This is a genomic window from Yersinia sp. 2542 StPb PI (assembly GCF_048593855.1).
In the GTDB taxonomy this organism is placed as follows: Bacteria; Pseudomonadota; Gammaproteobacteria; order Enterobacterales; family Enterobacteriaceae; genus Yersinia; species Yersinia enterocolitica_E.
This window is the reverse complement of the sequence record NZ_JAZGQA010000014.1, coordinates 19,207-39,373: the sequence shown is the minus strand read 5'-3', so window position 1 is coordinate 39,373 and position 20,167 is coordinate 19,207. Positions and strand designations below refer to the sequence as shown.

Below are 20,167 nucleotides of genomic sequence, written 5' to 3'. Positions count from 1 at the left end.
ATCATGCCTTTTTCTCTATCGCATGATGTTAATCATTAATGTCGACGCCAATATGCGCTACGCTTTTGGAATGATTGACGTTTTATTAACCATATGTTTTTCGCTGTTTTTGCATCAAAAATGTCGCATGCGCGCTGTTTTTGCAAAACAAATGTTGAACACGACTATAAAATAGGTACTTCCATGTCGAGTAAGCTAGTACTGGTTCTTAACTGCGGTAGCTCTTCCCTAAAATTTGCTATCATCGACGCGACCAACGGTGAAGAACACCTCTCTGGTTTAGCCGAATGCTTCCATCTGCCTGAAGCCCGCATCAAATGGAAACTTGATGGTGGCAAACAGGAAGCAGCATTGGGTGCTGGTGCAGCACACAGCGAAGCACTGAATTTCATTGTTAATACTATTCTGGCACAAAAACCAGAGCTTTCCGCTCAGTTGACAGCTATCGGTCACCGCATTGTTCATGGTGGCGAGAAATTTACAGCATCAGCTATCGTTACCGAAGAAGTTATTCAGGGTATCAAAGATTCCATCCCATTTGCACCACTGCATAACCCAGCTCACTTGATTGGTATCGCTGAAGCGTTGAAATCATTCCCAAATCTGGCTGATAAAAATGTCGCTGTCTTTGACACCGCTTTCCATCAGACCATGCCGGAAGAGTCTTATCTCTACGCCCTGCCGTACCGTTTATACAAAGAAAACGGTATCCGTCGCTATGGCGCACACGGCACCAGCCACTTCTACGTCAGTCAGGAAGCCGCTAAAACCCTGAACAAACCGCTGGAAGAACTGAACGTTATCACTTGCCATTTGGGCAACGGTGGTTCTGTCACTGCGGTTCGTAACGGTAAATGTGTTGACACCTCTATGGGCCTGACACCACTGGAAGGTTTGGTCATGGGCACCCGTAGTGGTGATATCGACCCGGCGATCATTTTCCATTTGTATGATGCCATGGGCATGAGCATGGAACAGATCAGCAAGCTGTTGACCAAAGAATCTGGCCTGCTGGGCCTGACTGAAGTCACCAGTGACTGCCGTTATGTTGAAGACAACTATGCAACTAAAGCAGATGCACGCCGCGCAATGGATGTGTTCTGTCATCGCCTGGCGAAATACATCGGTGCATATACTGCGCTGATGGATGGTCGTCTGGATGCCGTGGTCTTCACCGGCGGTATTGGTGAGAACGCCGCAATGGTACGTGAACTGACTTTGAACAAACTGGGCCTGTTGGGCTTTGAAATTGACCACGAACGCAACCTGGCAGCACGCTTTGGTAAATCAGGCACCATCACCAAAGAGGGCAGCCGCCTGGCTCTGGTTATCCCAACCAATGAAGAGCTGGTCATCGCACAAGACGCAGCCCGTCTGACTGCGTAAGAGTTTTTGACATATACCCAAAGTCATTGAAGTTGCAGGTAGGCGGCAAATGAATAAATCCCGATGAGCTTATTTACTTTAAGGTCAACGACTAGTCAGTGATTCGGGTGCATGAGCGTAGCCAACAACCCTGCGGCTTCAAGGACGAAGGGCATAACCGTAAAGAGGTTTAGCCGTGTCCCGTACAATAATGTTGATTCCTACCGGCACCAGCGTTGGTTTAACCAGCGTAAGCTTGGGTGTCATCCGTTCCATGGAACAAAAAGGTGTACGCCTGAGCGTATTCAAGCCAATCGCCCAGCCTCGTGCCGGTGATGATGCACCTGACCAAACCACCACCATCATTCGTGCGAACTCCAGCATCACTGCTGCTGAGCCGCTGAATATGGGTTATGTGGAAACCTTGCTGAGTTCTAACCAGCAAGACGTGTTAATGGAAGAGATTGTTGCCCGTTATCACGAAAATACCAAAGACGCAGAAGTGGTTCTGGTCGAAGGCTTGGTGCCAACACGCAAACATCAGTTTGCCAATGCATTGAACTATGAAATTGCTAAAACCCTGAATGCTGAAATCGTCTTTGTTATTGCTCTGGGTAATGACTCACCAGATCAGTTGAAAGAGCGTATCGAACTGGCTCGTTCCAGTTTCGGTGGCAGTAAAAACAAAAACATCACTGGCGTTATCATTAACAAATTGAATGCGCCGGTTGATGAACAAGGCCGTACCCGCCCTGACCTGTCTGAAATCTTTGATGATTCCACCAAGGCCAGCGTCGCGAACATCGATCCAAGCCAACTGTTTGCCAACAGCCCACTGCCAGTTCTGGGCTGTGTGCCGTGGAGCTTCGAGTTGATTGCAACTCGCGCCATTGATATGGCCAAGCACCTGAAAGCCACCATCATTAACCAAGGTGATATCAACACTCGCCGCGTTAAATCTGTGACTTTCTGTGCTCGTAGCATTCCGCATATGCTGGAACACTTCCGCCCGGGTTCTCTGCTGGTTACCTCAGCCGACCGTCCTGATGTGTTGGTTTCTGCTTGTTTGGCAGCCATGAATGGCGTTGAAATTGGTGCCATCCTGTTGACTGGCGGTTACGCTATTGATGAGCGTATCAACAGCCTGTGTGAACGTGCCTTCCAAACTGGCTTGCCAGTATTTATGGTTGATACCAATACTTGGCAGACCTCTTTGAGCCTGCAAAGCTTCAATCTGGAAGTCCCTGCAGATGACCATGAGCGTGTTGAAAAGCTGCAAAACTATGTTGCCAGCCATATCAGCAGTGATTGGATTGACTCTCTGAGTGCAACGTCTGAGCGTTCACGTCGCTTGTCACCACCAGCATTCCGCTACGAGCTGACCGAATTGGCCCGTAAAGCGGGTAAACGCATCGTGCTGCCAGAAGGCGATGAGCCACGTACCGTTAAAGCCGCTTCTATCTGTGCTGAACGCGGTATCGCAACTTGTGTGCTGCTGGGTAACCCAGAAGAGATCCAACGCGTTGCTGCCGCGCAAGGTGTTGAGCTGGGCAAAGGCGTTGAAATCATCGATCCTGTTGCTGTACGTGAGCAATATGTTCCGCGTCTGGTTGAGCTGCGTAAGAGCAAAGGCATGACCGAAGTGGTCGCGCGTGAACAGTTGGAAGACAACGTCGTTCTTGGCACCCTGATGCTGGAAAAAGGTGAAGTTGATGGTCTGGTTTCCGGTGCAGTACATACCACCGCAAACACCATCCGCCCACCATTGCAGTTGATCAAAACCGCGCCGGGCAGTTCACTGGTTTCTTCGGTGTTCTTTATGCTGCTGCCTGACCAGGTTCTGGTTTATGGTGACTGTGCAATCAACCCAGATCCAACGGCTGAACAACTGTCTGAGATTGCTATCCAATCTGCGGATTCTGCTGCGGCATTCGGCATTGAACCACGTGTGGCGATGATCTCTTACTCTACCGGTAATTCCGGTGCGGGTAGCGATGTCGAAAAAGTACGTGAAGCGACCCGTCTGGCACAGGAAAAACGCCCAGATTTGATCATCGATGGTCCGTTGCAATATGACGCGGCAATCATGGCGGATGTGGCTAAATCCAAAGCGCCTAACTCACCGGTTGCAGGTAAAGCCACCGTGTTCATCTTCCCAGACTTGAACACCGGTAACACTACCTATAAAGCGGTGCAACGCTCTGCTGACCTGATCTCTATCGGGCCGATGCTGCAAGGTATGCGTAAGCCAGTTAACGATTTGTCCCGTGGTGCATTGGTTGACGATATCGTCTATACCGTAGCACTAACGGCGATTCAATCCGCTCAGGCTGACGCCAGCGCATCTTAATTCTAAGATTACGTTGTCTAAGAAACGCCAGCCTTGTGCTGGCGTTTTTGTTTGTTGGCAAAGCGATTGGTTAGAACGCTTTCACCTCGCAACCACACTCGCCAAAAGACCGCATCGGTAAAATACGCCAACAAAAAAACCGCCATATAGGCGGTTTCTCTGTGCTGGTCCGGTAAGCGGCCTTTCCAGCTGGTTTGTATTGCTGTTGTAACGCAAGTACACCCACGTGTTGAGCATACTGTCTTGCTTGTGGTTGATTGTCAAGTGCTTAACGACTCGGTATTGGTGTACAATCGCACCGGGCCTTTTCGCCGCCTTAAGCAAGCGGGCATCGGTTTAAGGAAAGGAGTTCCAATGGCCGTAAACACAAGTACATCCACGTGCTTGTATTCACGGTAGTATCACCGGTGGTGCTGGCGTGAAGCGGTTTAAGCATGGACCGCACAATGAAACGATACTTTTGTATTGTGCTCGTTGTATTTGGTGCGTTGTTAACATCCGGGAATGGGGGTTGGCGTATTTTCAACAACTCAATCACGGTAATAATCAACACGTCAGGCAAGTAAGCCCGGTAGGCCGCCCTGCGGGGCGGTTTTCCTTTATTGCCTGGCGCGAGCTTCAGGTACTTTGCCGTGGCTCAAATTTATAGTTGAAACTCTGGCTAACGGGTTCACTCCATTCGTCATCTTCATCGCTCTCGAGCAGTTCGATCAACATCTTGCCAGCATCTTTACCCATCTTCCGGTAATCGATACGCATCGAAGTCAGCGTCGGGTGAGTCTGATCGCAGTTATCAGAACCATCCAGGCAGGCAACTGCGATCCCGCCGGGAATTTTCAGTAAGCGACGTTGGCATTCAAACAGTACTCCCAAAGCGATATCTTCGTGGCTGCAAATAACAGCATCCAGCTCAGGTTGGCGTTGCAGAATTTCCGTCAAGGCATAGCGACCAAACTGTAAGCTGGCTGTTTCTGGTGTGGTGACGGTTTGATCAGCATTTTTATAATGTTCCAGCATCGCTTTATGCCAGCCATTCAGTTGCTGACGTTGTAAGCGGTTATCCATATGAGCGCCAATAAAACCAATATTGTGATAGCCGCGCTCCAGTAAATGACGGCTTAATGCATAAGCGGATTCAAAAAATGCCGCCTCAAGGGTAATTTTCGCCCCTTTAAAATAGGACCCCACCACATTAACGGTAGGAATATTGGCCCGCTCGAGCAGTTGATAGGTTTTATCTGCCAGTTGTGAGCCAAATATCACCACGGCTGCCGGATTGCTTTGCAGTAACGTCATCAGTATTTCAGCTTCTTTCCGCTGACTATATTCATGGCAACCCAGCAATAACTGAAATTCATTTTTGTTCAGAATCTGTTGCAGCGCCTGCATAAATCGGGAGCTGGCTTTATCGGTCAGCGACGGAATCAAAACCGCCACGGTATCACTATGCCCCGAAGCCAAAGCCCCTGCCGTGCGATTGGGAATATATCCCAATGTTTCAACCGCTTGCTCTATCTTCTCACGTAACTTATCTGAAACCTGCTCCGGCGTTCGCAGCGCTCGGGAAACAGTCATCGACCCTACCCCAGCGTAATTCGCCACATCCGATAGAGTGACCCGCCCGGTATTACGGCGCTTGCGCGTTTTTTCCATGCTGAGTTCCTGCCTAATTAAAATTTCTTGTCGATTAAAATTTTCTGTCTGGATAAAACAAGCCAGTCCGCGGGGTCTCGACAATACATTGCATTGTATATGGCTTATTCCGAGATAGCCAAAGGCCCTGGCGCGACAAATGATAGCGCTATCACAAAATTTGATAGCGCTATCAGGTAGCGCTACCAATTGAGATATTCGTCACATTAATAGCAACGATAACTATCTACTCTCAGGTTAACAGTCATCGGGAGTCATCAATATCATGTTAAAAACACTGTTAACGTCAGACGTCATTCAGGTAGTTAGCCAGGCAAAAGACTGGCGTGATGCCATCGCCATTTCATGTAAGCCACTGATTGATAATGGCTCTATTGAAGCGCGCTATGTCGAGGCTATTTATCGCTCCCATGAGGCGATTGGCCCTTATTACGTCGTCGGCCCCGGCATTGCGATGCCACATGCCCGCCCGGAAGAAGGTGTGAATAAACTCGCTTTGGCATTAACCGTCATTACCGAGGGTGTCACTTTTAATGCTGAAGGTAATGACCCGGTCAAACTGCTCATAGTGTTAGCCGCGACAGACAGCAACAGCCACATCGAGGCTATTTCTCAACTCGCTCAGTTGTTCGATAACGATAACGATGTACAAACCCTACTTAATGCGCAAACGCCGCAAGAGATCCAATCTGTCATTGCGCGTTATTAATCACAGCATTCTGTACGGATAATAATTTTAAGGGGAAAAAAAATGAAAATTACAGTGGTTTGCGGTAACGGCTTAGGTACCAGCCTGATGATGGAAATCAGCATCAAAAGTATTCTGAAAGAGCTGGCAGTCACAGCCGAAGTGGATCATGTGGATCTTGGCTCTGCCAAAGGGACACCAAGCGACATCTTCATCGGTACCAAAGATATTGCCGAACAGCTCATTGCTCAGGCCGTTGGTGGCAAAATCGTTGCTCTTGATAACATGATTGATAAAAAAGCCATGAAAGAACGTTTGTCTGTGGCATTAACTGAATTAGGCGCGCTGTAAGCGGAGGCTGGTATGGATTTCTTTCGTTTCTTAATGAGTGATGTGCTTTCTGAGCCGGCTGTTCTGGTCGGTTTGATCGCGTTAATCGGCCTGATTGCCCAGAAAAAACCGGTGACTGAGTGTATTAAAGGCACCGTAAAGACCATCATGGGCTTTGTGATTTTAGGTGCGGGTGCTGGCCTGGTGGTTTCATCTCTGGGTGATTTTGCCAATATCTTCCAACACGCTTTCGGTATTCAGGGCGTGGTGCCAAATAACGAAGCGATCGTTTCTGTGGCACAAAAGAGTTTTGGTAAAGAGATGGCGATGATTATGTTCTTCGCTATGGTGATCAATATTCTGATTGCCCGCTTTACGCCATGGAAATTTATCTTCCTGACCGGTCACCACACCCTGTTTATGTCGATGATGGTGGCAGTAATTCTGGCCACCGCAGGTATCAGTGGCGTGACACTGATTGTGATCGGTTCGTTGGTGGTTGGGGTTGCGATGGTGTTCTTCCCAGCCATTGCCCACCCTTACATGAAAAAAGTGACCGGTTCTGATGATGTGGCAATTGGCCACTTCTCTACCTTGTCTTATGTGCTGGCTGGCTTTATTGGTAGCAAATTCGGTAATAAAGAACATTCGACTGAAGATATGAATGTGCCGAAAAGCTTGCTGTTTCTGCGTGATACACCAGTGGCTATCTCATTCACCATGTGTATCATTTTCATCGTGACTTGCCTGTTCGCCGGGCCGGAAGTAGTGAAAAGCCTGAGTGGCGGTAAGAACTGGTTCATGTTCTCGCTGATGCAATCCATCACTTTCGCCGCAGGTGTGTACATCATCCTGCAAGGTGTACGTATGGTTATTGCTGAGATAGTGCCAGCATTTAAAGGGATTTCAGATAAGTTAGTTCCTAATGCAAAACCTGCATTGGATTGCCCGGTGGTGTTCCCTTATGCACCTAATGCGGTTCTGGTTGGCTTCCTGAGCAGCTTTGCCGCAGGTCTTATCGGTATGTTCGCGCTCTATTTGATGAACATGACCGTGATTATCCCAGGCGTCGTTCCTCACTTCTTCGTTGGTGCGGCTGCGGGCGTATTTGGTAATGCAACCGGTGGCCGCCGTGGCGCTATTTTAGGTGCCTTCGCACAGGGCTTGTTGATTACCTTCCTGCCAGTCTTCCTACTGCCAGTGCTGGGTGATATCGGCTTTGCCAATACCACATTCAGTGATGCCGACTTTGGTGCGCTGGGTATCTTGCTGGGTATTATTGTAAGATAATCAGTGAGATGACGGTGAGATACACAAAAGCCCCTGAGAAGGGGCTTTTTATATGGCTAAGCGGGAATCAATCTTCGCGTGGGGTAATTTTACCGTAATCCTGCTCATTGTTGCGCGTCAGCCACAGTGACAGCGCTTTCAGAGAGTCAGGGGTAAATTCGTCACAACGGGCAGTGATATCTTCCGGTACCATCCAGCATACTTCTTCAATTTCCTCAGCCTGTAGTGCAAACGGCCCATGGGACACGCAACTGAATAATCCGCCCCATACCCGACAGCACTCTTCTTCAAAATAAAACAGGCCATGTTCGGCAAACGGGACACCGGCTATCCCTAACTCTTCCTCTGCCTCACGCCGCGCAGATTCCAGGTAGTTTTCACCACTCTGCACCACCCCCCCCGCAGTGGCATCCAGTTTACCGGGATAGAAATCTTTACTCTCGGTACGACCTTGTACCAGAATTTTCCCCATTCCATCGTGCACCACAATATAGGTAGCACGGTGGCGTAGTCGTTGAGCTCTCATTTGTTGACGGCTGGATTGAGCAATAACGTCATTTTGCTCATCAACAATATCAACCCACTCGATGACTGCTGCTGGATTTTGCTCCACCATCCTCTGAAACCTTCTATCTGGGCGCGGTGAGACTCGCGCAATTGTTAATTATATGTTTACCCTCTGACATAACGTCAATCACTTTGGGTAACTAACTATTTATAATAGTTTTTTTAAATTCAATTGGGTGACAGATTCATCATTATGTAGGGTCAGAACCTGTAAAACCCCCTCTTCTAACATGCCATAACTTGCCGGGTACCCACCTTTGGGGATACTGACTGAACCTGGATTAAAGCAAATAACCTCTCCCTGCCACCGAGCTTCAGGCAGATGAGTATGACCATAGACTAAGACATCACCATTACGCAACGGAGGAAGTGCGCCAGGGTGATAAAGGTGACCATGCGTCAAAAATAGACGGGTTTCTGGCATAATAATCTGCTGCCAACCCGCCATCATCGGGAACTGCAATAACATCTGATCCACTTCACTGTCGCAGTTGCCACGAACCGCAATGACCCTTTCTTTATAGGCATTAAGGCGCTGTGCCACCTCTGCTGGCTGATAACCTGCGGGCAACGCATTGCGTGGCCCGTGGTTAAGAAAATCACCCAATAGCACCAGCCATTGCGCACCACTGCGCTCGAAGGTAGCCAACACCTTTTCCGTTGCGGGCAACGAACCATGCAGGTCAGAAGCAAACATTAACTTCATGATATCGTCTTCTCTTAGGTCTACTCTCAGCAAATCAGGCGACGTAAACGCCATGGCACTTAATGAGAGATAAAAGAAGCCTATTCTATCATCCAATTGATCGGATTAATCCGATAAAAATCGATATCTGTTATGCAAAAATTTTATCGCAAAAAGCAGCGCCGACATGAAAAAAAATATCAGCGCAAGGTGAACGACAATACGAGGAAACCGTTATAATGAGGGTTGAGATACCAATTCATCCAATGTCACAGGATTGAATAAATATCCCTGCATTGCATCAATATTGCTACCCTTAAGTTGCGCTGACTCATCTTCATTTTCCACGCCCACCACAATGACACCGAGGCAATATTTCTTAATGTTATTGATTAAGATCGGGAAGGTATGCTTATTGTGCTGCCAGAAAAAATGCTTATCGATTTTTACATATTCAAAAATATTGGCTGTGACCGCATTCAAGGTGGAGCCGCCGCTGCCCAAATCATCCAGCCATAACGGATACCGCTGCGCCAATTCCCGTAACAATGGGTTATTCATACCATCGGATAAATTAGAAAAAGTCTCCATGATCTCCAACCGTAGGAAGGGCATCTCATCTAACAACTGGCGCGTTGCGGCATCAGTCACAATCACTCCCGCCAAATCAAAATCAATATTGATTGAGAGCAAAACATGGTGCGTGATAAACCAAGCGCTATAGGCTTTTACTGCACGCAATTGATCCTGGAATAAATTAGTCTTTCCGTCGACATCTAATTCTTTAATAAACTTTTCAACATCGATGGGCAAATCAACCGATTTAGCTGAAAATCGGCTTAATAGCTCTACTGCCAGTAAGCTACCATCTTGTCTATGTATGGGTTCGCATACATAAGAACAATTAACTTCGATATTTAGCTTCATGCGCACCTGAAAAAGTGTATGGACAACAATGAGATCACAACCAGATCTCAGCCGGAGGATTTATAAGCCACCGTGAGTTTTTATAAAACACCCAATATTTATTTATAAAACATCCAAACTTCACAAGGGAGAAGGCCAACTGCCCTCTCGTCCATTCAGGTTAGTCTGTTTACTCTAGCAGAAATTCGCAAAATCAGTGTTTTAAAAATAATCAGGGTATGGCTTATAGTCGTTCTTGTTGCTCAGAAAAAATAACCATCCCGGCCGTTTTCTACCGTCGAAGTGGTATTACTTAAGCACTCAATACCGTATTAATCGGACAGATTGGTGCATTTATTTAGTTAAAAAATTTTATTTTTCCAAATGATGTGACTCACCAGACGCTCTGATGAGATAAAATTTTAATCTCAAGATATGCTCAGTATCGTAGGAGAAGAGCGTAGGTTAGCCTATGCTGAAAGAGACACCAGACTGCCACTATTCAGGCATCAAGTAAGTGATTTGGGTAAGTGAACGCAGATAACACCTCTGCGGCTTCAAATAAGAAGGGAATAAATGGAGGTTGGCTATGCGTATATTAATAACCGGAGCTACAGGCCTAATAGGGCGCAGTCTGACTGCCTTCCTTTTATCGCAAGCCCATCAAGTAACCGCACTGACCCGTGACATTCAGCGGGCAAATCAGGTACTCGGCGCACAAGTCACCTGCTGGTCAACGCTGGATGATAAACATGATCTCAATGATTTTGATGCAGTAATCAACCTGGCCGGTGAGCCTATTGCGGAAAAACGCTGGACCTCGCAGCAAAAAGAAATTCTATGCCAAAGCCGCTGGCAGATAACCGAGCGCCTGACCACGCTAATACAGGCCAGCACTACACCGCCAGCAGTATTTATTTCAGGGTCCGCCGTTGGCTTTTATGGTGATCAGGGGCAAGCTCTGGTTACCGAAGAAGAGACGCCACATGATGAATTTACCCATCAGTTGTGCGAGCGCTGGGAAAATCTGGCGCGGGCGGCTGAAAGTAGTCATACCCGTGTTTGCCTGTTACGCACCGGTATTGTATTAGCGCCACACGGCGGTGCACTAGCCAAAATGGTCCCGCTATTACGTCTTGGATTGGGTGGCCCGATAGGGGATGGTCGCCAATATCTACCCTGGATCCATATCGATGATATGGTACATGGTATCCATTATTTGCTGACCACCGATGGCCTCAAGGGTCCATTTAATATGGTTTCGCCTTATCCGGTACATAACGAGCAATTTATTGCCACGCTGGCCGACGTGTTAGACAGACCAGCGGTTATCCGCACACCTGCCGCCGCGATTCGTTTATTACTGGGTGAATCCGCAGCGTTAGTGTTGGGCGGGCAACGGGCAGTGCCGAAACGATTGGAAGAAGCCGGTTTTGGTTTTCGTTATTTTGAACTGGAAGAAGCACTGCGCAATGTGCTGCACAAACCCTCAGCTTAATCAAACTGCTGCGGGATAGATAAAATCGCTATCCCGCAGAGATGTTACTTCAGTGCACCAGAAAGGAACTGCTGCAAGCGGGTACTCTTTGGGTTACCAAAAAGTTCAGCCGGCGGGCCTTCCTCTTCAATTACGCCTTTGTGTAAAAAGATAACATGGCTGGAGACATGACGGGCAAACTCCATTTCATGGGTTACCACCACCATAGTTTTCCCCTCCTCTGCCAGCTTTTGCATAATACGCAATACTTCACCGACTAATTCAGGATCAAGTGCGGAGGTGGGTTCATCAAACAGTAATACATCCGGTTCCATCGCCAATGCCCGGGCAATGGAGACGCGTTGCTGTTGCCCACCAGATAGGTGCACCGGATATTTGGCGCGTGCGCGCTCATCAATTCCGACTTTATCCAGATAACGGATAGCCCGCTCTTTGGCTACTGACTTACTCAGCCCCAAGACTTGAACCGGCGCCTCCATCACATTCTCCAACACCGTCATATGGCTCCACAAATTAAAATGTTGGAATACCATCGTCAGGCGAGTTCGTAACAGTTGCAGCTCTTTTTTATCAAAAACTTTCAACTGCCCATCTTTATCTCGTACCAAACGGATATCACGATTATTTACACTAATCGAGCCTTCACTGGGTTTTTCCAAAAAGTTGATACAGCGTAAAAAGGTGCTTTTCCCTGAACCGGAAGAACCAATAATGGAGATAACATCCCCTGCTTTAGCTGAAAGTGAAACGCCCTTGAGTACTTCGTGTTCACCGTAATGCTTATGCAATTCCGTCACAGACAGTTTGGTTTCAGCTATTTTAGTTTCTAATGTGTCAGTCATAAGGTCTCCGTACTTAATGCGATGCCTGAGGTTTTATATGAGCCAGCCAACGTTTCTCTGCCTGGCGGAACAGGCTAATTAGCGTAAAGGAGATAATCAGATAAAGTACGGCAGCAATACCAAAAGCATAAAACGGCTGATAAGTTGCGGCGTTAATATCTCGCGCTATTTTCAGAATATCTGGCACTGTGGCAGTAAATGCCAGAGCGGTAGAGTGCAGCATTAAGATGACCTCATTACTGTAGGCCGGTAAGGCAATACGCAGTGCAGAAGGTAAAATAATACAGCGATACAATTTAAAACGTGAAAAACCATAGGCTCTGGCGGCTTCGATTTCACCGTGTGGCACCGAACGAATGGCACCGGCGAAAATCTCAGTGGTATAAGCACAGGTATTCAGTGTCAGCGCCAAAATAGTGCAATTCAAGCCACTGCGGAAAAAGGCATTTAACAGGTCATTGCCTCGGACAATCTCTAAACTGTACATACCGGAATAGAATACCAATAATTGTACATATAAAGGCGTGCCACGAAAGATATAAGTAAAAACCCAGACCGGCAAACGAATCCAACGCCGTTCGGCTACCCTTGCGACGGCCAAAGGAATTGCCAGCAACCCGCCCATCACTACCGAGGAAATAAGTAACCATAAGGTGACAGCCATCCCGGTAAAGCGGTAGCCATCGCTCCAGAGCAACGCTTGCCAATATTGTTGCAGGATTTCTATCATAGCTCAGCCCTCTTCACCCCATGGGAATAGCGCCGTTCTAGCCACAGTAATACGCCATTCGATACCGTGGTGAAGATGAGATAGACCACACCGGCCACTAAAGCGAAGAAAAACGGCTGGTAAGTCCCTTTGCCTGCCAACTGTGTGGCTTTAACCACATCATTTAATCCCAGAATAGAGACCAATGCCGTTGCCTTTAGAATGACTTGCCAGTTATTGCCAATACCCGGCAGTGCGTAGCGCATCATGGCAGGAAACATTATTCTGCGGAAAATCTGGCTAGGGGTGAAACCAAATGCCGTCGCCGCCTCAATTTGGCCGCTGGGTACGGCCATATATGCGCCACGGAAGGTTTCAGTGAAATAAGCACCATAGATAAAGCCAAGGGTAATAATCCCAGCGGAGAGAGGATCAATATTGATTTGTTCAAAACCAATTGATTCAGTAATGCTATTTAGGGTTATCTGCAAACCATAGAAGATAAGCAGCATTAAGACTAAATCGGGTACACCACGGATCAGCGTGGTGTAACACTCAAACAAGCCAGATAACAGCCGGTTTGATGATAACTTTCCACCGGCACCAATCAAGCCGATAATCACTGACAGCAGCACTGAACACAGTGCCAACTCCAGCGTCACCAGCGCACCTTCAAATATCAGTTTCGAATATCCATCCAGCATCTGGGTTATCCTGTTTTACTGAGTAAGGAGTCTGGTTAATTGCTATGTTTAATTGCATGTAGAGGCCCCTGCCACTCTCGGCAGAGGCTCTAACGGCAAAGGTGCTTAACCGCCGTAAACATCAAAATCGAAATATTTTTTCGCGAGCTTGTCGTAGGTGCCATCTTTGCGCATTTCTGCAAAGGCTTTATCCAGCGCCGCTTTCAGTTCCGCATCATCTTTACGCAAGCCCATACCGGTACCTACGCCAAAGAACTGATCATTTTTTACTGATGGGCCGGCGAAAGCATAGCCTTTACCCGCTTCTTGTTTCAGGAAACCTTCACTGCCTGCAACTTCATCCTGAAAAGCCGCATCAATGCGCCCTGAAGCCAAGTCAGCGTAGATCAAGTCCTGATTTTGATAGGCAACCACATCGATACCTTTTGGCTGCCACTCAGCATTGGCGAATGCTTCCTGCGTAGAGCCTTGCAACACCCCAACACGTTTGCCTTTCAAGGCGACTAATGTTGGCTCGATTTTACTGTCTTTGGTCGCGATTAAACGGGCATTGGCAGCGTAAAGTTTGTCGGTGAAAGCAATCTCTTTCTGGCGTTTTTCAGTGATGGAGAGTGAGGAGATAATGGCATCGATTTTTTTGGCTTTGAGTGATGGGATTAATGCATCGAAGTCACTTTCAACAAAAGTACATTTAGTATCGATACGTTTGCATAACTCTTTTGCTATATCGATATCAAAACCTACCAATTCACCACTGGCATTTTTGGATTCAAAAGGAGCATAAGTTGGATCAGTACCAATTTTGACATCTTTCGGAATGGCAGCAAAAGCACTGCTGGCAGCAGCTAATGCTAAGACTAGCGGAAGAACCAACATCTTCTTATTCATACATAACCCTCAAATTGATTTTCGATGCCAGAAAGCGCGTTAATGTTCTGTACAACCCAGAGCGTTCATAAATCAATTTGCAGTAATCGTGCCAGTAATCATCTGGTAGGAAAGCTAATTCCACCACCGCTTAATTAGCACGATCACCACGAAATACAGGCATCAAGTCGTATACAAAAATCGAATACCACACTCATGCCATGATACGCGTTCTAAAACAGGATCATTGTGGTGCATAATCCGCCCCATTTCAGTGCGATGTTGCACAAATGTATCAATTAAGGGAAAAATGTTAATTATTGCCTTGCCATCGTGTAAACAGGTCTTCAGGCAGTTCGATGTCAAATTGATCGATAACCCGATTAACGGTCTGATCAACAATATCTTGAATGGTTTGTGGTCGATGATAAAACGCAGGCATTGGCGGCATAATGGTAGCGCCCAGCTCAGCGGCTTGTACCAGCAGGCGTAAATGCCCTAAATGCAACGGGGTTTCACGCACACATAACACTAGCGGGCGGCGCTCTTTTAAGATCACATCCGCGGCGCGGGTGAGCAAACCCTCGGTATAGCTATGGACAATTCCAGATAACGTTTTGATTGAACAGGGTAAAATAACCATACCTTGCGTTTTGAATGATCCGGATGAGATACAAGCAGCAATGTCACGTGAGTCATGTACAACATCGGCCAGTGCCTGCACATCCTTCACGCTGAATTCCGTTTCCAGCGCCAGCGTCTGGCGCGCCGCATTACTGAGAATAAGATGAGTTTCCACACCCTCGACATGTTGCAGCACCTGTAACAGCCGTACGCCATAAATGGCACCGCTGGCACCGCTAATGCCGATAATAAGTCGTTTCATGGGGTATAGCCTCGCACTGACGTTATGCCTTATAGAGTGAGCATAACATAAAGAAATATCGCCCGACTTTGCCGTATCAAGTACGGATTAGCAAGTTATTGGCCCCGTTTTTCCACAATACCCATGGCCCTCGGCTAGATAACAAAAAAGGTGCACCGCGCCGGAACGCTGGTTGCACCTTTTTGATTCATGATCTGCTTTTCGCTAAATATACCCAGGTATACCCAAAATAATTCAAATTGCAGGAAGGCGGCAACGAAATGAACCCAAGGAGTTGAGATAACTCAATGACTTGGGTGACAAATCTGTCAGGAGCAGATTTGAACGCTGCTTGCAGCGGCCTCGCAGAGGCGAGGCCTATGGACGGGCCGAGTAGTGATGGCAGCCAACGTACATGCAGTTTGAAGTATGAAGGGTATATTACCCTTCGTTATGCATCTCCAGATTCTCGGCTTCGTTATGATTACGTAATGCCTGCGCATCATCGTTACGTAACGACTCAAGATATTCCAGATAGCTCTGATCGACATCTTTAGTCACGTAAACGCCGTTAAAGACCGAGCACTCAAACTGGGTGATGTCTGGGTTATCTTCGCGTACTGCCTCGATAAGATCGCTAAGGTCCTGGAAAATCAGCGCATCGGCACCAATCAACTGGCGGATTTCATCCACTTCACGACCATGGGCAATCAATTCGTTCGCACTTGGCATATCAATGCCATACACATTCGGGAAACGAATTTCCGGTGCCGCAGAGGCGAAATAGACCTTCTTCGCCCCAGCCTCACGCGCCATCTCGACAATCTGTTCTGATGTGGTGCCACGCACGATAGAGTCATCCACTAATAAGACGTTCTTATCACGGAACTCTGCGCGGTTGGCATTCAGTTTACGGCGCACAGATTTACGACGTTCCTGCTGACCCGGCATGATAAAGGTACGGCCAACATAACGGTTTTTCACAAACCCCTGGCGGTACGGTTTATCCAGAATACGGGCGATTTCCAGCGCGATATCGCAAGATGTTTCCGGGATAGGAATGACAACATCAATATCCAGATCTTCCCACTGCTTGGCAATTTTGGCACCCAACTTCTGGCCCATGCGCACGCGCGCACTGTAGACAGAAATTTTATCCATAAAGGAGTCTGGGCGAGCAAAATACACATACTCAAACAAGCACGGATTGTATTTCGGATTTTCAGCACACTGGCGGGTAAACAACTGGCCTTTTTCCGTGATATACACAGCTTCGCCCGGCGCAACATCCCGCAGGAATTCAAAGCCAAGGGTATCCAGTGCCACACTTTCAGAAGCGACCATATATTCATTGCGGCCATCAACTAACGTGCGTTTACCAATAACCAGCGGGCGAATACCGTTAGGGTCACGGAACGCGACCATCCCGTGGCCGATAATCATCGCAACACAAGCGTATGCCCCACGGATCAACTGATGTGTTGCGGCAACAGCAGCAAAAATATTGTCTGATTCCAACGGATAATGTTGGAAACGGTCCAATTCACTGGCAAAAATATTCAGCAAAATTTCCGAGTCAGAAGTGGTGTTCACATGACGGCGAGAAACTTCGAATAATTTCTTTCTCAGTTGGTGAGCGTTAGTCAGATTACCGTTATGAGCGAGAGTGATGCCAAACGGTGAGTTAACGTAGAAAGGCTGAGCCTCGGAAGCACTGGAACTGCCAGCCGTCGGGTAACGAACATGGCCAATACCCATATTCCCCTGTAAGCGCAGCATATGCCGGGTTTCAAATACATCCTTCACCAAGCCGTTTGCTTTACGCAGCCGGAACCCATTATGGGCATCAATGGTAACGATGCCCGCAGCATCCTGGCCTCGGTGCTGAAGCACCGTCAGCGCATCATAAATCGACTGGTTTACCGGTGCAAAACCGGCGATACCGACAATACCGCACATGTTGTCTTTTCCTCATAAGCCGCTCCGAATCGGTAATTGATTCGGTAAGAAACTCGACGTGCTCTGCAGGTAGTCAAAGAACCACCTGATTATATAACTGAACTGCGGGATTAATTGTGACTGTTTCCAGTCAACACTCTGTGAGAAGCCGGTAAACGTATCCAGAAAGAACAGCATGGCAGAGACTATCAGAACACCTCGCAGCGCGCCAAAACAGACACCCAGCACCCTGTCAGTTCCTGATAAACCAGTACGTTCAACCAACGAACTAATCACATAGTTAACAATAGCCCCGACGATCAATGTCGCGATGAACAAAATGCCGATGGCAATTCCGTTGCGAACTACTTCATCTTCAAAACGCGTGAAATAGACAGCAAGGTAAGTGTAAAAATGGCTGGCAACAAAAAACGCACATCCCCATGTTACAAGTGACAATGCTTCACGGACAAAACCTCGGATTAAGCTGACCAATGCAGAAAATCCGATAATCCCTATAATGACGTAATCAATCCAGACCATGACTATTCCAATGACGAAATCGCCGCTGCATCCTGTTCGCGGCGAATTCTAACAGAAAAAGAAAACGTTTGCGTAGGGGAATTCTTACCCGCGACAAATTAAAGTGCGGCGATTTTAAAAACAACAATCGCCGCACAAACTTAGCTCAAAAACCCCGTACACCCTGATATCTTAACTCTCGGCATAAACCTTAACGCGCCGTGCCATAGGGCTTAACTTGCCCATTCAGGCCGCTTAATGAATTAAGCTCTGGCAGCGCAGATTGCAATTTTTGTTTTGACGCATCTGGCCCGACATACACACGGGTTATTTGGCCTTGAACCGGCGTTGCTGGCACCGTAAACGCCCGATGACCTGACAAGCGCAGCGTCGCCACGATTTCATTCACTTTAGCTGCGTTTTTCAACGCGCCCAGTTGGACGACATAAGCCTGCCCTACCGGTGCTTTTTCTTCTGTGACCGGTTTAGTTTCCGGCTGAACGTCCGGTTTAACCTCAGGTTTAGGTTTCACTTCCTGCGGTTTTTTCTCTACCGGTAGCGGTTTGACCTCAACCGGTTTCTTCTCAACAGGTTTCACCTCAACCGGCTTACTCTGTATCACTGGCGGTGCCACGATAGTCGGTTCAGACGGAGGGTTACCAGCATCATTAGCAGCCTGAGAGGCGGAATCATCTTTGGGGACATCCACGGCTTGCGCCGCACCTTCCGGTGGAGCAATAGGCAGAGGTTGACTGACCGGACCAACCGCATCGATCTCCTGACTATCACCTGGTTTTGGCACTAATGGGATAGCGGCGAACTCATCCTCATAATGCTTCTTTTTACCATCCAGTAGCCCCGGCAGCACAATCACGCCTAACGCCACCAGAATTATGGTCCCGACTAAACGGTTCTGGAACTTACTTGCCACTCGCACTCCCAATTCAATGCCTTGATAAACTCAAGTTGTCACAAATTCAGGCTGTCACAAATCCAATACAGCCATCACATGAGCGACAGTATGGAAAGAACCACAGACAATAACCACATCCTGTGGTTTTGCATCCAACATAGCCTGACGCCAGGCCGTTTCTACATCGCTAAACTGGCGTGATAACACCAAATGCTCGGCTAATTGCTCCGCCGTCGCCCCACGCGGCCCTTCAAGCGGCGCGCAGTACCATTCATCGACTTGTTCAGATAAACAGGCCAGCGTCCCGCCGATATCTTTATCTGATAGCATACCTACCACAGCCCGTACTTTACCGTGTTTCGGCAATCGAGCCAGCCTGTCGGTGAGATAACGTGCTGCATGCGGGTTATGGGCTACATCCAAAATCAGCAGTGGTTGCTCACTGACAACCTGAAAACGCCCCGGCAAACTGGCAGCCAACAAACCCTGGCGAATAACCTCATCGCTTAAAGGCAGGCCGGAATAGTGCAATACTGCCAGAGCTGTCGCCGCATTCGCCAAGGGTACATTGGGTAAGGGTAGATGGGTCCAATGATGGTTGCCACACTGCCAATCCCAGCTATTTTCTTGTTGTTCACCTGGCTGTTGTTGGCTAAACCGCCATGCGTCATCACGGCGATACAGCGGCGCCCCCAATTGCGCCGCAACATCGGCAATCGACTGCGGCATATCCGGTTCGCCAACCACGGCAGGTTTCCCCGCACGGAAAACACCGGCCTTCTCGCGGCCAATGCTTTCTCGATCGAAGCCCAACCAGTCAGTATGGTCTATGGCAATACTGGTGATAGCCGCAACATCAGAATCGACTATATTGGTCGCATCCAAACGTCCACCCAGCCCCACTTCCAGAATCACTACATCAAGCTTAGCCTGCTTAAATAATTGCAGCGCAGATAAGGTGCCAAATTCGAAGTAAGTCAGTGAGATACCCGCACGCCCGGCTTCAATTTGAGCAAAAGAGTGGCTGTGTTCAGCCTCAGACAGTTCTTGCCCCTGAATACGGACTCGCTCGGTGTAACGCAAAAGGTGAGGTGAGCTGTAAACCCCGACCCGCAGACCCGCTGCAAGTAAAATTGATTCCAGGGTACAACAGGTGGTGCCTTTGCCATTAGTACCGGCAACGGTGAAGACTTTTGGGGCAGGGTTAAGCAGATCCAAACGCTCAGCAACCTGTTTAACACGTTCCAGACCCAACTCGATGGGTTGAGAGTGCAAACGTTCAAGATAGTAAAGCCACGCGGCCAAAGGCGACGTGGCTTGGGGAGTTTGATGGTTTTTCATAAGTCCCGTCACTGGCCTTTATATCCTTCGTACTTGAAGCCGCAGGGTTGTTAGCTGCGTTCATTCACCCGAATCACTGACTTAAGTCAGTGATTCGGGATTTATTCGCTTGCTGCCTACCTGCGGCTCCAATT

General features: G+C 48.0%; 19 protein-coding genes. 6 read left to right on the top strand and 13 right to left on the bottom strand.

Going from position 1 to position 20,167, the window contains the following annotated elements:
- Positions 1-183 precede the first annotated feature (183 nt).
- Entirely contained in the window at positions 184-1,386 is a 1,203-nt protein-coding gene (gene ackA / locus V1952_RS03735) for an acetate kinase (RefSeq protein WP_372559481.1), read from the top strand.
- Between the two features lie 190 nt (positions 1,387-1,576).
- Positions 1,577-3,715 (top strand): phosphate acetyltransferase, encoded by a 2,139-nt coding sequence (gene pta, locus V1952_RS03730; RefSeq protein WP_372559928.1) that lies wholly within the window; start codon positions 1,577-1,579, stop codon positions 3,713-3,715.
- Between the two features lie 618 nt (positions 3,716-4,333).
- Here the strand turns inward: pta and V1952_RS03725 are convergent.
- Complete coding sequence (locus tag V1952_RS03725; protein ID WP_372559482.1) at positions 4,334-5,368, bottom strand: LacI family DNA-binding transcriptional regulator; 1,035 nt, start codon at positions 5,366-5,368, stop codon at positions 4,334-4,336.
- Positions 5,369-5,633: 265 nt separating this feature from the next.
- Between V1952_RS03725 and V1952_RS03720 the strand changes: the two genes are divergently transcribed.
- Genes V1952_RS03720 through V1952_RS03710 form a run of 3 tightly spaced genes read left to right on the top strand, consistent with a single transcriptional unit; the run spans position 5,634 to position 7,676 of the window.
- Complete coding sequence (locus V1952_RS03720) at positions 5,634-6,077, top strand: PTS sugar transporter subunit IIA (RefSeq protein WP_372559483.1); 444 nt, start codon at positions 5,634-5,636, stop codon at positions 6,075-6,077.
- Positions 6,078-6,119: 42 nt separating this feature from the next.
- On the top strand, positions 6,120-6,407 hold the full coding sequence (locus V1952_RS03715) for a PTS sugar transporter subunit IIB (RefSeq protein WP_083158247.1): 288 nt from the start codon (positions 6,120-6,122) through the stop codon (positions 6,405-6,407).
- A 12-nt stretch (positions 6,408-6,419) separates the two neighbouring features.
- Entirely contained in the window at positions 6,420-7,676 is a 1,257-nt protein-coding gene (locus V1952_RS03710) for a PTS ascorbate transporter subunit IIC (protein WP_005277900.1), read from the top strand.
- A 67-nt stretch (positions 7,677-7,743) separates the two neighbouring features.
- On the opposite strand, the gene yfcD is transcribed toward V1952_RS03710, so the two are convergent.
- From yfcD to V1952_RS03695, 3 genes are all read right to left on the bottom strand, one after another.
- Positions 7,744-8,292, bottom strand: coding sequence for an NUDIX hydrolase YfcD (yfcD, locus tag V1952_RS03705; RefSeq protein ID WP_420074327.1), 549 nt, complete (start codon positions 8,290-8,292; stop codon positions 7,744-7,746).
- A gap of 99 nt (positions 8,293-8,391) precedes the next feature.
- Positions 8,392-8,949, bottom strand: coding sequence for a phosphodiesterase (gene yfcE / locus V1952_RS03700; protein ID WP_372559484.1), 558 nt, complete (start codon positions 8,947-8,949; stop codon positions 8,392-8,394).
- Positions 8,950-9,162: 213 nt separating this feature from the next.
- Complete coding sequence (locus V1952_RS03695) at positions 9,163-9,855, bottom strand: EAL domain-containing protein (RefSeq protein ID WP_193784623.1); 693 nt, start codon at positions 9,853-9,855, stop codon at positions 9,163-9,165.
- A 568-nt stretch (positions 9,856-10,423) separates the two neighbouring features.
- Between V1952_RS03695 and V1952_RS03690 the strand changes: the two genes are divergently transcribed.
- The gene (locus V1952_RS03690) at positions 10,424-11,332 is read left to right on the top strand and encodes a TIGR01777 family oxidoreductase (RefSeq protein ID WP_372559485.1); all 909 of its coding nucleotides are present in this window, start codon (positions 10,424-10,426) and stop codon (positions 11,330-11,332) included.
- 44 nt (positions 11,333-11,376) lie between these two features.
- On the opposite strand, the gene hisP is transcribed toward V1952_RS03690, so the two are convergent.
- The 9 genes from hisP to folC all read right to left on the bottom strand — a co-directional run bounded on the left by hisP (position 11,377) and on the right by folC (position 20,033).
- Positions 11,377-12,174, bottom strand: a complete 798-nt coding sequence (gene hisP, locus V1952_RS03685) for a histidine ABC transporter ATP-binding protein HisP (RefSeq protein ID WP_005192680.1) — start codon at positions 12,172-12,174, stop codon at positions 11,377-11,379.
- A gap of 13 nt (positions 12,175-12,187) precedes the next feature.
- Positions 12,188-12,904, bottom strand: a complete 717-nt coding sequence (locus tag V1952_RS03680; RefSeq protein ID WP_083158242.1) for an ABC transporter permease — start codon at positions 12,902-12,904, stop codon at positions 12,188-12,190.
- The gene (locus tag V1952_RS03675) at positions 12,901-13,587 is read right to left on the bottom strand and encodes a histidine ABC transporter permease HisQ (RefSeq protein WP_083158241.1); all 687 of its coding nucleotides are present in this window, start codon (positions 13,585-13,587) and stop codon (positions 12,901-12,903) included. The genes V1952_RS03680 and V1952_RS03675 overlap by 4 nt, the downstream gene beginning before the upstream one ends.
- A 105-nt stretch (positions 13,588-13,692) precedes the next feature.
- Positions 13,693-14,475, bottom strand: a complete 783-nt coding sequence (hisJ, locus tag V1952_RS03670; RefSeq protein ID WP_083158240.1) for a histidine ABC transporter substrate-binding protein HisJ — start codon at positions 14,473-14,475, stop codon at positions 13,693-13,695.
- Between the two features lie 292 nt (positions 14,476-14,767).
- On the bottom strand, positions 14,768-15,340 hold the full coding sequence (locus V1952_RS03665) for a UbiX family flavin prenyltransferase (RefSeq protein ID WP_083158239.1): 573 nt from the start codon (positions 15,338-15,340) through the stop codon (positions 14,768-14,770).
- Between the two features lie 420 nt (positions 15,341-15,760).
- Positions 15,761-17,278: an amidophosphoribosyltransferase gene (purF, locus tag V1952_RS03660; RefSeq protein ID WP_083158238.1), complete on the bottom strand. Its 1,518-nt coding sequence runs from the start codon at positions 17,276-17,278 to the stop codon at positions 15,761-15,763.
- A gap of 12 nt (positions 17,279-17,290) precedes the next feature.
- Entirely contained in the window at positions 17,291-17,800 is a 510-nt protein-coding gene (cvpA, locus tag V1952_RS03655; protein ID WP_005192693.1) for a colicin V production protein, read from the bottom strand.
- Between the two features lie 190 nt (positions 17,801-17,990).
- The gene (gene dedD, locus V1952_RS03650; RefSeq protein WP_372559486.1) at positions 17,991-18,710 is read right to left on the bottom strand and encodes a cell division protein DedD; all 720 of its coding nucleotides are present in this window, start codon (positions 18,708-18,710) and stop codon (positions 17,991-17,993) included.
- 54 nt (positions 18,711-18,764) lie between these two features.
- Positions 18,765-20,033, bottom strand: coding sequence for a bifunctional tetrahydrofolate synthase/dihydrofolate synthase (folC, locus tag V1952_RS03645; protein ID WP_372559487.1), 1,269 nt, complete (start codon positions 20,031-20,033; stop codon positions 18,765-18,767).
- Between the last annotated feature and the right edge of the window lie 134 nt (positions 20,034-20,167).

Coding starts and splice junctions, on each gene's coding strand:
- yfcE (WP_372559484.1), bottom strand. CDS start 8,949: ATGAAGTTAATGTTTGCTTCTGACCTGCATGGTTCGTTGCCCGCAACG.
- pta (WP_372559928.1), top strand. CDS start 1,577: ATGTTGATTCCTACCGGCACCAGCGTTGGTTTAACCAGCGTAAGCTTG.
- hisP (WP_005192680.1), bottom strand. CDS start 12,174: ATGACTGACACATTAGAAACTAAAATAGCTGAAACCAAACTGTCTGTG.
- V1952_RS03695 (WP_193784623.1), bottom strand. CDS start 9,855: ATGAAGCTAAATATCGAAGTTAATTGTTCTTATGTATGCGAACCCATA.
- V1952_RS03715 (WP_083158247.1), top strand. CDS start 6,120: ATGAAAATTACAGTGGTTTGCGGTAACGGCTTAGGTACCAGCCTGATG.
- V1952_RS03680 (WP_083158242.1), bottom strand. CDS start 12,904: ATGATAGAAATCCTGCAACAATATTGGCAAGCGTTGCTCTGGAGCGAT.
- hisJ (WP_083158240.1), bottom strand. CDS start 14,475: ATGAATAAGAAGATGTTGGTTCTTCCGCTAGTCTTAGCATTAGCTGCT.
- yfcD (WP_420074327.1), bottom strand. CDS start 8,292: ATGGTGGAGCAAAATCCAGCAGCAGTCATCGAGTGGGTTGATATTGTT.
- V1952_RS03665 (WP_083158239.1), bottom strand. CDS start 15,340: ATGAAACGACTTATTATCGGCATTAGCGGTGCCAGCGGTGCCATTTAT.
- V1952_RS03675 (WP_083158241.1), bottom strand. CDS start 13,587: ATGCTGGATGGATATTCGAAACTGATATTTGAAGGTGCGCTGGTGACG.
- purF (WP_083158238.1), bottom strand. CDS start 17,278: ATGTGCGGTATTGTCGGTATCGCCGGTTTTGCACCGGTAAACCAGTCG.
- V1952_RS03720 (WP_372559483.1), top strand. CDS start 5,634: ATGTTAAAAACACTGTTAACGTCAGACGTCATTCAGGTAGTTAGCCAG.
- V1952_RS03725 (WP_372559482.1), bottom strand. CDS start 5,368: ATGGAAAAAACGCGCAAGCGCCGTAATACCGGGCGGGTCACTCTATCG.
- ackA (WP_372559481.1), top strand. CDS start 184: ATGTCGAGTAAGCTAGTACTGGTTCTTAACTGCGGTAGCTCTTCCCTA.
- V1952_RS03710 (WP_005277900.1), top strand. CDS start 6,420: ATGGATTTCTTTCGTTTCTTAATGAGTGATGTGCTTTCTGAGCCGGCT.
- V1952_RS03690 (WP_372559485.1), top strand. CDS start 10,424: ATGCGTATATTAATAACCGGAGCTACAGGCCTAATAGGGCGCAGTCTG.
- cvpA (WP_005192693.1), bottom strand. CDS start 17,800: ATGGTCTGGATTGATTACGTCATTATAGGGATTATCGGATTTTCTGCA.
- folC (WP_372559487.1), bottom strand. CDS start 20,033: ATGAAAAACCATCAAACTCCCCAAGCCACGTCGCCTTTGGCCGCGTGG.